Here is a 13,769-nt window from a genome sequence, read left to right as displayed (position 1 = left end):
ATGTGAAGTTTTGGAGAAACATCTCTAACACACTTTTGATTTCATTATCCCATACCCCATACCCCGAAAGTGAGGATCTATCATGCCATCATTCGTAACCAAACCAAATAACCGCCAGCTTGCGTTCGATCAAGAACGTCTTGGTCTTTATGCTGACCGCATTCTGGAAGGATTAAATAAACTCGACAAGGAACGCCTACTGCGTGGTGTTAATGCCAAACTAAGACGTGATACAGTAACAGGCGAAGAGATTAGTAGTGCTTTTACCATGTCATCGCTAGAGCTTGTTACCAAGGAAGAGCCCGAATGGAAATTCGCCGCAGCTCGTTCCCTACTCACTTCTCTCTATAAAAAAGCAGCGGTTCATCGCCGTTACAAAGCTTATCCTGAGGAGCCTTATGGGTCATTCCATCACCTTATCGTGGACTTGTGCAAAACCGGAATTTATCGGGAAGAATTGTTAGAGTGCTACACGAAAGAGCAAATTGAAGAGTTAGGCGAAACGATTGATCCTTCTCGTGATTTGCTATTTGATTACATCGGACTGTTAACACTCACGGAACGTTATCTCGCGACGGACTTCGATGGCCGGACAATGGAATTACCACAAGAACGTTATATGGTTATTGCGATGTATCTCATGCACAAAGAACCTGCGGACAAGCGTCTTGATCTGGTCAAAGAAGCGTACTGGGCGATGAGTAACATCTACATGACAGCCGCTACTCCAACCATGTCTAACGCTGGTAAAAAAGTTGCTGGGCAACTCTCCAGTTGCTTCATCGATACAGTAGATGACTCACTCGAGGGAATCTTTGATTCCAATACCGACGTAGCTCGTCTCAGCAAAATGGGTGGCGGTATCGGCGTCTACCTGGGTAAGGTTCGGGCTCGCGGATCAGATATCCGCGGTCATAAGAATACCAGCTCCGGCGTCATTCCTTGGATCCGTCAACTTAACAATACCGCTGTCAGTGTAGATCAACTTGGTACACGTAAAGGTGCGATTGCCGTCTATTTGGATGTGTTCCATAAAGATATTCTCGCCTTCCTTGATCTTAAGCTTAACAATGGCGACGAGCGGATGCGTGCGCATGACGTATTCCACGGTGTCTGCATCCCGGACATCTTCATGGAAGCAGTGGAAGCACGTGGGGAATGGAATCTGTTCTGCCCTCATGAAGTAAGAAAAACTATGGGATGGAAAGATGCTAACGGACGCCCTCTGGGCTTAGAAGACTTTTACGATGCACAATTAGGCCAAGGCCAGTTCCGTGAAAAATATGAGGAAGCAGTAAATCACCCGACTCTATCACGGATTACGATGCCAGCTATTGATATTATGAAACGAATCATGAAGTCGCAGCTCGAAACGGGCACGCCTTACATGTTCTATAGAGATACTGTTAACCGGGCTAACCCTAACCGCACACACGGTATGATTTATTCATCGAACCTATGTACGGAAATTATGCAGAACCAATCACCAACCGTTATTGAATCTGAAGAGCTTGTTACCAAGGACGGACAAACTCGGATTGTTATTTCCAAAGTACCAGGTGATTTCGTTGTATGTAACCTGAATTCAATCCACCTAGCTCGGGCTGTACCGGCAGGAGTTCTAGACCGGCTCGTTCCTATTCAGACACGTATGCTCGACAATGTAATCGACATCAACAATATCGATGTATTACAAGCTCAATATACGAACAGCCAATACCGCGCGATCGGACTCGGAACCTTTGGTTTACACCATTTGCTTGCCCTTGAAGGCATCAAATGGGAATCTAACGAAGCTGTTGCATACAATGATGCACTATATGAGAAAATCAACTACCTTCTCGTCAAATCAAGTATGGAATTGGCCAAAGAAAAAGGCCGCTATCCTAAGTTCGCCGGCTCCGATTGGGAGAACGGAAACTATTTCACTTACCGTAACTACACGGATGGTACACGTGAAGGAAAATATGTAACGACCGCGCAATGGCAAGAGCTACAAACAGAGGTTGCCGAAAACGGTGTCCGTAATGCTTGGATGTTCGCTATCGCACCAAATGGGTCCACTTCAATCATTGCCGGATCCACTGCAAGTATTGATCCATTGTACGAACTTCTCTCCTATGAAGAGAAAACGACTTACAAAATTGCTAACCCAGCTCCAGACTTGTCTGAGAAAACGATCTGGTACTATAAAACAGCGTTTATGATCGACCAAAACTGGTCTATCGAAATGGCTGGTGCCCGTCAGCGTCACGTTGATCAGGCCCAAAGCTTCAACTTATATGTACGCCCTGACATCAAGGCCACAGAATTCCTAGATCTTCATATTCATGCCTGGAAGGCCGGCCTAAAATCAACCTATTACGTGCGTAGCCGCGCGTTGACGATTGAGGAATGTGAGAGTTGCGCATCCTAAGGCGTCTCATCCCACCCAAACCCTCCCTTACCGTAAGGGAGGGCTCCAAGGGCCTGCCGCCCTTTGGAATCCCGCTTTAAGTAACGTGTGAGGTAGAGAGGCGCTCCTGCTCGCTGTCCCCTTCGGGGATGCGCTTTTGGTTTGTGCATGGCACGCTTTTCCCCCTTCGGGTACGTCTCACTTTTGATGCACCCGGGTTACCAGGAAAAACACGTTGCAGGCACTGCTACTTCTGTGCTCGCCCGAGTTAAGCTATGTGCAATGAGCCGCTTGTCGCCCATATGGGCACGCTCTACTTTTAGGCGCTCCTGCATGAAATGCGGGTGCGTCCTGCTACTTGGGAGCTACTTAGTGGATACTTCGTGCTATGAGCCGCTCTCCCTTCGGGATACGCTTAGGGTGGATCAGGGCCTACATGGACTGCTTGCCTACCCACTTTTCGATACTTCGTGCTTGGAGGCGCTCTCCCTACGGGATACGCTTACGGTGGGTTGAAATGCTGCACGTAGCGAAGGGGACGGAATTGTTCTGAAGAAGCGAAGCGTTCGCCTTTGTCCTCAGATTTCTACCACTGTAGTATAAAATCAGGAAATCTGAGGACAACAGCGATCGGAAGAATAATCCGTCAACGTAGCGGTCATCCACACTTCTTTTTAAAGAACATTTCGCTATCGTAGGCTATCGAAATTTATATATATCAACTTCAAGGAGATGAAGATTCATGCAAATGCAAACGATTTTTAATACCGAAGCACCGAATAAATCTACTCGTATTATCGGCGGCGAATGCTCGGGTATCCTCAACTGGAACGATATTCGCATGCCGCATATGTATAAACTATACAAAGTTCTACTGCTCAACCACTGGATCGCAGACGAAATTCCGATGTCCAAAGATGCGCAGCAATTTAGACAACTTGATCCAGAAGAACAACGGACGTTCAAGATCAATATTTCACTGCTTGCTGTACTGGATTCAATGCAAACAATGTTCGTCGGTGACGTGAAACGGTATTTCACGGATTCCTCGTTAGAGGCTATCTCGGCGATTATCGGGCAACAAGAGGTCGTTCATAACCAATCCTACTCCTATGTGTTGTCCTCTATCGTATCTGATCAAGAACAGAAAGAGATTTTTGAGTATTGGAAGCATGATCCGGTCCTACTAGAACGCAACAAATTTATCTCGGATATTTATCAGAATTTCCGTGACGATGCGACGCCACAAACGTTCTTCGAATCACTGGTTGCTGATTTGATTCTTGAAGGGATTTTCTTCTACAGTACATTCGCCTTCTTCTACAATCTGGCACGTGATCAGAAAATGATGGGTACGAGCCAAATGATCTCTTATATCCAACGTGATGAGAACCAGCACTGCTATTTCTTTGCTGAAGTGTTCAAACAGCTGCTTGCTGACTATCCTGAACTCAACACAGAAGAAAATATCAAATATACGTACCGTACAATTGACCGTGCCGTGGAGCTTGAAACAAACTGGGCTCACTACACGCTTAAGGAAGTACGCGGTATTGACCTAAATGAGTTGTCCGATTACATCAAGTACACAGCGAACAAACGATTAACACTAATGGGATTGGAAAAAGCTTATGTAGGCGTGGACGTCAACTGTATGCCTTGGATCAAACCTTTCTCAGATGATGCCCTCAATGCAACAAAGACCGACTTCTTCGAAGCGAAATCTCGCAACTACGGTAAAGTCGGAGACGATAACGGGTTTGATGATTTGTAATTGAATACGATAGTGAACAAAAAACCTTGAACCGGCGTTCTCTAGCCATTCAAGGTTTTTTTGTGATTTATAATAATGTGAATGTATAGTTCCTGTGGTTATAATTTAATAACAGACTTACAAAAGATGGGATGATTGAAATGAAAAAACATGCAATATCAATATCATTTGTAATTATATTCATCGCTCTTATTGCAGTCCTTTTTTATAATCAATCGCAAATTCGCCAAGTCCCATCAGTCTATACCTTCGATATTGAAACGGAAGATTTCTACATTAAGGATATCGAATTTGTTGTTATGCCTCACTCTTTATATGTAACGAAGCAATATTTAGAAGTCATTGGAGAAGATAAGATATTTGATGGTATTAGTTATGGCCTATCAATAGGTGAAAATAGGATTGTTTCATTGAGCCAAGCGGACGATCCATTTCATTTACCCGATACCGCGAATAGCAAAATATATTTCAACACCAATAATTTATTTAAAAATATGCAAGTTAGCAAGAGCGATACAATTAAAGTGGAGATCCATTACAAAGTAAATGGTGAATCCAAAGATATCGTTGGAGAAATCAAATTGAGCGATGTAGTGAAGCCATTTACCTTAACTGGAGATAAAACACCAATACGCCTTTCATAAAACCTGAGCTTATTCAGCCCCAATTCCCTGATACAGCCCACTATAGAATCCCTGCTGCTGCAATAGTTCATCATGTGAACCTTGTTCGATTAAACGTCCTTCTTTCAGAACGAGGATACGATCTGCTTTTCGTATCGTATTCAGCCGATGTGCAATAACAAAGCTTGTTCTTCCCTCCATCAGTCGTTCCAGACCCTCTTGAATCTTGATTTCAGTTACGGTATCGATACTGCTCGTCGCTTCATCTAATACAAGAATCGAGGGATTTGCTAGGATGGCACGTGCGATAGCGAGTAATTGCTTCTGCCCTTGGCTGATCCCAGTTCCTCCCGTCTCCAGCACTTTATCGTAACCACCTTGCAGACGGTTAATGAATGAATGAGCATTTGCAAGCTTAGATGCTGCCTCCACCTCTTCATCGGTAGCATCCAATCTGCCGAAACGAATATTTTCCCTGATAGTCCCCTTAAATAGAAAAGAATCCTGCAATACAAACGCCATTTGAGAACGTAGACTCTCTCTGCGGATCGTTGTTATATCTCGTCCATCTATCGTAATGGTCCCCTGACCTGGATTATAGAATCGCGATAGTAACTGAATCAGTGTTGTTTTACCCGCTCCTGTAGGCCCTACTAATGCGATCATTTCACCGGGCCTCGCTTCAAAGCTGATATCCTCCAACGTCTCTTCTTCCTCATCTTCATCATAGGAAAAGGAAACTCTCGAGAAGACAACGGATCCGTCTACATGATCCAGCTTAACCGCATCCGTATCGCTTTTCTCTTCGACTTCCTCATCCATAACTTCGAATACCCGTTCGGCGCCTGCTATAGCTGATAGTAATGTGTTCCATTGATTAGCCAAATCGTTAAGCGGTCTGGTGAACTGCCTTGCATATTCTACAAATACGATAATAACTCCAACCGTAATCGCACCATTGATCGCCAAAATACCACCAACACCGGCCACAACGGCAAAACTTAAATTGTTAAGAGCATTCATTAGCTTCGGAATAAAACCCGAGAATGTCTGAGCCCAAAATCCAGATTGGCGAATCGCTACATTTCTTTCCTTGAATTCCCTAATGACCCGCTGTTCCTGAGAAAAAGCCTGGATAATCACTTGCCCGGACAATGTCTCTTCAATATATCCATTCAAATCCCCTAGGTTCTTCTGTCGTTGCTTGAAAAGTGGACCCGTTCGCCGTGATATCCAGCGCATTCCAAGAAACATAAGTGGCACAATGAGAAAGGTTAATAGCGTTAATAATGGACTAAGATATAGCATGACAACCAGTGTCCCCACCAATGTAAGTACACTGGAGAAGATCTGTATCGCTGAGCTATTAAGGGTGGAACTGACATTTTCAATATCATTGGTTAACCGGCTCATAATCTCGCCCTGCTGTCTTTTACCGTAAAAAGGGATCGGAAGCTGATGAAGATGACGGAACAGGTCCAGCCTCATCCGGTATACCGTCTCTTGGGAGATCTCGATCATCCAGATATTTTGCAGCCACGAAGTAAGAGAGAAGCCAACATACGACAAGCCTAAGCCTGACAGAAATAGAATCCACGCCGTATCTTCGCCGCCTTCTAGAAAGTCATCGACTGCCACTCCAACTAGGTAAGGCCCCAGTAATGAAAGTGCTGAGCTAAGGAGTACCATGAGCAGTACTAGCGTTAGTTTCGCTTTGCGGAGGGCTAGATATCTCCAGATTCGGCCGAGGGTCCCAGACCAGTCCTTGGCCTTTGCTGTCGGTTTGCGTCCAGTAGGGTTGCCCTGCTGGCGATCTAACTTGGGAAATTTATGCCTAAAAGGTTCAGAGAAGGTCTTGAACATTGCTTGCTTCCGCCTCCTTCCCATACTGAGATTCATAGATTTTCCGGTATAATGTCGACCTAACCAATAACTCTTCATGCTTACCGCTGGTAAGCAAACAGCCTTCATCAAGCAGCAAGATATGATCAGCTGCCGTGGTTGAACTGATTTTTTGGGTAATCAGGAATGTCGTACAAGATAATTCGGTCAGTGCTTCCAGTAGCGCAGCTTCCGTTCGTACATCTAGAGCACTTGTGCAATCATCCAAGATTAGAATAGAAGGCTGACGGATAAGGGCTCTGGCAATGGACAAGCGTTGCTTCTGCCCACCAGATAGGTTAACGCCACGTTGTCCTAACATCGTGTCATAGCCATGTGTCAATGACTCGATCGTATCGTGAATTTGTGCCCGTTTTGCAGCCTCTTGGATCTCTTCCAGACTAGCATCCTCTCGTCCCCAGGCAATGTTCTCCCTTATCGAGCCTGTAAACAGCATCACTTCCTGAGGAACATAGCCAATCGCGTTCCGAAGTTGTGAACTCGGAATCTCACAAATGTCCGTTCCATCGATACGGATGATACCACTTGTCGGATCATATAAACGTGGGATAAGCCTTATGAGTGACGATTTCCCTGACCCAGTTGCGCCCATAATCGCAATTCGTTGACCTGGGAGTGCTGTAAAGGAAATATCATCTAATACACTAATATCGCTTTCAGGATACCGGAATCCAACCCCTTCGAATTCTACCTTTCCAGCAATTGCTGCATGACGATTTCCCATATCTAGCCCATGATCAGAATGCTTATCGACCTGAATCGTATCTGTATCTGTATCTTGCATCATAAATACTTCTTGAACCCGATCCTTTGAAGCAGATGCACGAGAGTAGGAGGTCATAATCCAGGAGAGTGACGATAAAGCTCCAAGTGTGCGTAGTGTATAGTTAAGTATAGCAACAACCTCACCCATCGTCGCTTGCCCTGTCCCGATATCCTTCCGACCGAACCATAATATCGCAATTACTCCGGCGTTCATCATAAGTAGAACAAAAGGCATCATCGTCTCTGTTAAACGTATAGCAGATACCGTCGCCTTCATTAATTCCTTACTATGTTTCTCGAATCGTTTGATCTCATGACTCATTCGTACGAAGACACGGATCAATCTCATCCCCGTCAAATTCTCCTGAATGACCCCATTGACCGTATCTACCCTTTGCTGAACCTTCTTGAATAATCGGGAAGCTAACTTCATCATCAAGATGACAAATATAAATAATAATGGAACCGTTACAGTTAACAACAATCCAAGCTTCACATTAACGTATAAGGCCATAATCATACTTCCAAATACGACGAGCGGTACCCGCGTGGCAAAACGCAAACTCATGAACACCATATCCTGAAGCTGCGTAATATCCCCGGTCAGACGGGTAATGAGTGACGAAGTCTCAAACCTATTAAATACGCTATAAGTGAAAGATTGTACCTTATCATATAGCTTATCTCTTAGATCATAACCAAAGCCCTGACTTGCATGAGACGCAAAGAAGGAGCTAGCAATCCCCGCCCCAAAGGCAAGGATTGCGCTCCCCACTAATACTCCACCCCACAGCCAAACCACAGACAAGTTCTCCTCACGGATCCCATGGTCGATGATTTTAGAAATAAGCAGCGGTTGAAGCAACTCTACCGACAGCTCGATCAACATCATACATAACGCAGAAATCGCCGCAATCCGATATTTTTTCAGAAAAGTTAAAATCATTGCCATAAGTAATCCTCCGGGTCAAATAGCTATTCAACAGATTTTAATGCTTCAATCATATCGATATGCTTCAGTTTGTAATGCATGGTTACCATCACAATGCCTGAGAACAGCAAAGTTAGTACAGCCGCATATCCAAAACTTAACCAATTAATGTTCGGGCTGAACATCATAATATCAAGTTCTGCTGTATGAAGCACGAATCGGTGTAATAGTATTCCTAAGAAGCTGCCCCCAATAATCCCAAGGAAGCTCAGAATAATGTTCTCACGATAGATATACATCGTTACTTCTTTGTCGTAGAAGCCTAGTACCTTAATCGTAGACAATTCGCGAATCCGTTCAGACACATTGATATTAGTTAAGTTATAGAGCACGACAAATGCTAATGCCGCAGCTGATATGATGAGCACCAGCATGACCACATCCATACTTTTCATCGTGTCTTTAAAGGCATCTCCCACTCCACTAGAGAAACTTACGATTCCTACACGCTCATTATTGGTCAATTTCTCACCAAAAGCATTTTCCCAAGTCTGGCTTGTATCGCTATAGTTAATCAGTTGCGCGTTGTAGTTAGGTACCTTTCCGAAGATTTCTTCATAATATTCTGGCAACATATAAATATAGTGCATGGAGTAATTTTCAGTTATGCCCGTCACCTTGAGTTTGAAGAGTTCATTATCCGTATTTCGTACGGTCAGAATACTTCCCGGCTCCAGTCCATACAGCTTCGCCAGCTTCTCTGTAACGATCGCACCTTGTTGGGACAATTGCTCACGTTCACCCGATTTACGATCCTGTAGTGATACAAATTCATTCAATTGACTGGCTGCCTCAGGTATGAATAGAGTTACATCCTGATTATTGACTCCCTTTGCGATCGTTGTCATGCTATCCATCGCTACGTTTAACGTTCCCGTAATTTCAGGGATTTCCGCAATCAAATTGTCATAGTCTTGCTTTAACCTTCCACTCTCATCTTTGTCGTCATTAAAAGCGACCAAAGCATTGTATTTCATAATTTGACCATACTGAAGTGGGGCGATATCTCCAATTGAATCCTTCAATCCAAAACCTGTTAGAATCAAGGCCGTACATCCCGCAACCCCAATTACGGTCATAAACATCCGTTGTTTATATCTGAATAAATTACGTGCAGTGACCTTGCCAATGAAGCCTAGACGTTTCCAAATGAAAGGGATTCGCTCTAACATTATCCGTTGTCCACTCTTTGGAGCTCTCGGCCGCATCAACACGGAGGCATTGCTGCGCAGTTCGACTCTTGTAGCAATAATCGCTGTCATCGTTGTACAGATTAGAGCAACTACAATAGACAAGATGCTATAGCTTGCATAGTAACTAATCCGTACTTTAGGTAAATTGTATATAGTTCCATACGCGTTGAAAATAATATTTGGAAAAACGGTAAATCCGACGATCAGCCCCGCGATAGATGCAACAAGGCTTGCTAGCGTACCATAAACTAGGAATTTCTTCATTATATCCAAATTACCGTACCCAAGCGCTTTAAAGGTACCAATCTGTAACCGGTGTTCTTCTACCATTCGCGTCATCGTTGTCAAACTAACCAAAGCCGCGATGAGGAAGAAGAAGACAGGAAATGCCGTTGCAATTGAAGCTAACCGCTCTGCATTATCACTGTATTCGTTATAACCAGTGTTACTGCTGCGATCCAGCACATAATATTTAGGCACTTCTAATTCATTTAATTCCTTCTGCCCTTTGGCTATATCGTCCTCCGCTTTCGCTATGTCAATGTCTGCCTTTTGCTTCTCAGCTTTATAATCTGACATCCCTTGATCATAATCGGCCTGTCCTTGATCAAGCTCCTTCTTTGCTTTGGCTAAACTTTCTATACCTTCTTGTTTGCTCTGATCCAGCTTAGTCAGCCCTGCTGTGTATTCTACCTCACCTTGAGCAAGCTTGCGTTCAGCTGCAGCTAACTTGTTCTTACCCTCATTAATTACTTTCTGCTTCGCGTTAATCTCAGCCTGAGCATCCTGAAGCTGTTTCTCCCCTTGAGTTAAGCCTTGATCAAATGTGGAGAGGGCATTCTTCAGCGTATTCACGTCAACGCTACCATTCATGAAGCCTGCAACTGCCCCTCCTAACTGAGGATCTGCAGCTTCTGCTCCAGCAATTAACTGCTGCTTCTGCTCTGTCGGAATACTATCTGGTGACAGGCTTATCACTTGATTCAGAGACTGTACTAACTTTCTACCTTGTTCGATTTGAGGCTGAATACTCTCCTTCTTCGCATCCAAGGCAGCTTGTCCTGCCTTCAACTGATTTTGACCTTCGTTCAGCGATTTACGGTTCTTGTCCAGTTCTGCCGTGCCAGCCGCGATATCTTTAGCGGCCTGATCTAATTTAGCTTGACCCTTAGCGATTTCGGAGTTGAGCTTAGCTACTCCCTCATTGTAACTTTTCCAGCCTTCATCAAGTTTGACCTTAGCATCCCCTAGCTTCTGTTCTGCTTCAGTGAGTTGCTTTTTAGCATCGTCGATTTTGTCCCGAGCTTCATCCAGCTTCTTCTGTCCCTCAGCGCGCACCTCTGCCAAACGCTCTTCAGGCTCAGCGCTAAAAGCCTGTTCCAGTGCTATTTTTTGCTTCTCTACTAAGTCATCATATTCAGAAGTGTAGGCCGTTTTATCCGTTACGCCCTCTAATCCTATGTAAGCCTCCGTAAATATAGATAAATTGAAATCGCCCTCAGGTATTATAGCGAAGACATCCGTAGTCCCTTTACCAATACGACTGGTCCCTCGACCTATCGATTCTACATATTGCGGACTATTCACAATGCCTACGACCTTATAACTGCTGACATTAAAAGTATCGCTTAAATCAACCTCTGGGTCCGGGTTCGTAAAGGTAATCGTATCTCCCAAACCGAAGGCGCGAGCCATACGCTGATTCCCATCAATCGCAATTTCGCCCGAATGCTCCGGAAGCCTACCCGAAATAATTCGATATCCATTCAATGTATCATCACTCTTGTAAGAGAACACTTTAGCAATTAGACTCGTATCGCCCAAGAATACATCTGCACTATACCCAGGTTGAACAACGTTTACCCCAGGGGTCTGCTTAATGAGTGCGATATTGCTTTCCGTTAATCCATAATTAGATACAACCTTTAAATCCATCAATTTATGCTGCTTATAATAATAATCAGCGGTATCGAGCATATCGGGGCCCGTTGCTTTGATACCCGAAAAAAAGCCCACGCCAAGAGCTATAATAGCAAATATAGATAGGAACCTTGCCTTCGTACGCCAAATTTCACGAGATATATCAGTCCACAGTGCTTTTTTCTTCAATTGACTTAGCTCCTTACCACTCGATATCGTCGACGGATATCGGGTTCGGATTAACTACCATTTTACGAACCTTGGCGTTATTAATTTCAATCACCCGATCTGCCATCGGTGTCAGTGCAGAATTATGTGTAATGACAATAACTGTAGTCCCGGTATTACGACAAGTATCTTGCAGCAACTTCAGCACTTGTTTGCCCGTATTGTAATCTAGAGCGCCAGTCGGCTCATCGCAAAGCAGAAGCTTAGGTTGTTTGGCGAGTGCCCTGGCAATCGCAACCCGTTGTTGTTCCCCACCAGATAGCTGGGCTGGGAAATTATCAAGTCGATCTCCTAATCCTACATCCCGAAGCACCTGCTCTGCGTCCAAGGCATGGGGAGAAATCTGGGAGGCAAGTTCTACATTTTCTTTCGTCGTTAAGTTCGGTACCAAATTATAAAATTGGAATACAAAACCGACATCATTACGACGGTACCCAATCAATTCTTTATTGCTAAAACGGGCAATATCAGTCCCATCAACCAGTACCTGACCTTCGTCCGCCGTATCCATACCACCCAAAATATTCAGTACTGTTGATTTCCCTGCTCCACTGGGACCAACGATAATCGCAAATTCACCTCGTTCAATCTCAAAGTTAATTCCATCATTAGCGACAATTGTCGTATCACCCATTTTATAACGCTTATACTCATCTTTAATGGTTACAAATGTCATTGTTTCTCTCTCCCGTCCCCTAATGCCTAACCAAGCTAGTTAACGAACTAACTAGTATCTAAGCCGTATTTATACTTACTACCTAGTTTATCACAATAAATATGCTGCACAAAAAAAGATGGTAGGGTGTGGAAATGTTTCTACGACAATATGGTAATATTCTAATAAACGTGACTGGGAGGCAGAAAAATGATAAAACCCAAACGACTTAAACCTGGTTCAAAAATTGCCATAATTTCACCTTCAAATGGTCTACCTTATTGGTTCCCCGACATTTATGAGCTTGGAATCAAGAATCTACGTGATATCTTGGGACTAGAAGTTATCGAGATGCCAACGGCAAGAATGTCTCCCGATGAGCTATATAAAAATCCGCAAATCCGTGCAGATGATATAAATAGATGTTTCGCGGATGAGAGCATTGACGGAATCATTACTTCAATTGGTGGATATGAGTCGGTAAGAATACTGCCCTTTTTGCATACGACAACCATCCTAGCAAATCCCAAATTGATCATGGGTTTTTCAGATGCAACTACGTTTCTATCCTATTTAAACCAATTAGGCATGGTCACTTTTTATGGACCTTCTGTAATGGCTGGCCTAGCTCAAATGAAGCACCTTCCAAATGAATATACCGAGCATTTACAAGACATTTTATTTAACGATAGTTTCCCTTATAGCTACTCTCCATTTGAGATGTGGACCCATGGTTATAAGGATTGGAGTAACTTGGACACGTTAGGTAAGTGTTTGCCGTTTCATAGTAATGAGAGTGGATGGACGTTCTTGCAAGGAGACTCCATCCAGCATGGAGTTCTATGGGGTGGTTGTATCGAAGTATTAGAGTTTATGAAATCAACGGTATATTGGCCAAGTGATTCTTTCTGGAGAGATAAAATCCTATTCTTCGAAACTTCGGAAGAAAAACCTTCTCCGATGCAGGTTGGATATATGTTACGGAATTATGGTATGCAGGGAATATTCGCGAAAATTAACGGAATCATTTTTGGAAGGCCCAAAGACTATAGCGATGAGGAGAAGCAAGAGCTTCATGAGATGATCGTGAAAATCATTAAAGATGAGTTCGGCATTGACCATATACCTATCGTCGTGGATTGTGATTTCGGACATACAGATCCCAAATTCATATTACCGTTGGGCTGTCAGGTAGAGTTGAATCCTATAACAGAAGAAATCATTCTATTGGAAAGCCCATTTCAAGGTTAAAAGAAAAGAATAGAGCGTGTTGCCTCCTAACATTAGTATCTTTTAATTTTAGGAGGCTATATTTATGTCATT

At 43.7% G+C, this 13,769-nt stretch carries 9 protein-coding genes; 4 read left to right on the top strand and 5 right to left on the bottom strand.

Annotation, left to right across the window (positions count from 1 at the left end; genetic code table 11):
- Nucleotides 1-82: 82 nt before the first annotated feature.
- Nucleotides 83-2,416 carry a ribonucleoside-diphosphate reductase subunit alpha gene (locus IEW05_RS22890; RefSeq protein ID WP_188542188.1) on the top strand — a complete coding sequence of 778 codons (2,334 nt, stop codon included), beginning with the start codon at nt 83-85 and terminating at the stop codon, nt 2,414-2,416.
- Here IEW05_RS22890 and IEW05_RS22885 read toward each other — a convergent pair.
- Nucleotides 2,413-2,565 (bottom strand): hypothetical protein, encoded by a 153-nt coding sequence (locus IEW05_RS22885; RefSeq protein WP_188542187.1) that lies wholly within the window; start codon nt 2,563-2,565, stop codon nt 2,413-2,415. The two genes, IEW05_RS22890 and IEW05_RS22885, sit on opposite strands and share 4 nt — an antisense overlap.
- Before the next feature lie 572 nt (nt 2,566-3,137).
- On the opposite strand from IEW05_RS22885, the gene IEW05_RS22880 reads away from it, so the two are divergent.
- Together IEW05_RS22880 and IEW05_RS22875 are read left to right on the top strand one after the other, a co-directional pair.
- Nucleotides 3,138-4,169, top strand: coding sequence for a ribonucleotide-diphosphate reductase subunit beta (locus IEW05_RS22880; protein ID WP_188542186.1), 1,032 nt, complete (start codon nt 3,138-3,140; stop codon nt 4,167-4,169).
- A gap of 140 nt (nt 4,170-4,309) precedes the next feature.
- Nucleotides 4,310-4,813 (top strand): hypothetical protein, encoded by a 504-nt coding sequence (locus tag IEW05_RS22875; RefSeq protein WP_188542185.1) that lies wholly within the window; start codon nt 4,310-4,312, stop codon nt 4,811-4,813.
- Between the two features lie 9 nt (nt 4,814-4,822).
- Here IEW05_RS22875 and IEW05_RS22870 read toward each other — a convergent pair whose 3' ends face one another.
- From IEW05_RS22870 to IEW05_RS22855, 4 genes are read right to left on the bottom strand one after another with little or no spacing between them, the layout of a single operon-like run.
- Nucleotides 4,823-6,655: an ABC transporter ATP-binding protein gene (locus IEW05_RS22870; RefSeq protein WP_188542184.1), complete on the bottom strand. Its 1,833-nt coding sequence runs from the start codon at nt 6,653-6,655 to the stop codon at nt 4,823-4,825.
- Nucleotides 6,636-8,411: an ABC transporter ATP-binding protein gene (locus IEW05_RS22865; RefSeq protein ID WP_188542183.1), complete on the bottom strand. Its 1,776-nt coding sequence runs from the start codon at nt 8,409-8,411 to the stop codon at nt 6,636-6,638. Before IEW05_RS22865 ends, IEW05_RS22870 begins: the two co-directional genes overlap by 20 nt.
- Before the next feature lie 23 nt (nt 8,412-8,434).
- Complete coding sequence (locus IEW05_RS22860; RefSeq protein WP_188542182.1) at nt 8,435-11,752, bottom strand: ABC transporter permease; 3,318 nt, start codon at nt 11,750-11,752, stop codon at nt 8,435-8,437.
- A gap of 13 nt (nt 11,753-11,765) precedes the next feature.
- Nucleotides 11,766-12,467: an ABC transporter ATP-binding protein gene (locus IEW05_RS22855; RefSeq protein WP_188542181.1), complete on the bottom strand. Its 702-nt coding sequence runs from the start codon at nt 12,465-12,467 to the stop codon at nt 11,766-11,768.
- Nucleotides 12,468-12,656: 189 nt separating this feature from the next.
- On the opposite strand from IEW05_RS22855, the gene IEW05_RS22850 reads away from it, so the two are divergent.
- Entirely contained in the window at nt 12,657-13,697 is a 1,041-nt protein-coding gene (locus tag IEW05_RS22850; RefSeq protein ID WP_188542180.1) for a S66 peptidase family protein, read from the top strand.
- Nucleotides 13,698-13,769 lie beyond the last annotated feature (72 nt).

It is taken from the genome of Paenibacillus segetis (genome assembly GCF_014639155.1).
GTDB lineage: Bacteria > Bacillota > Bacilli > Paenibacillales > Paenibacillaceae > Fontibacillus > Fontibacillus segetis.
Note: the sequence above shows the minus strand (reverse complement) of the source record. Positions and strands in the feature narration are given on the sequence as shown.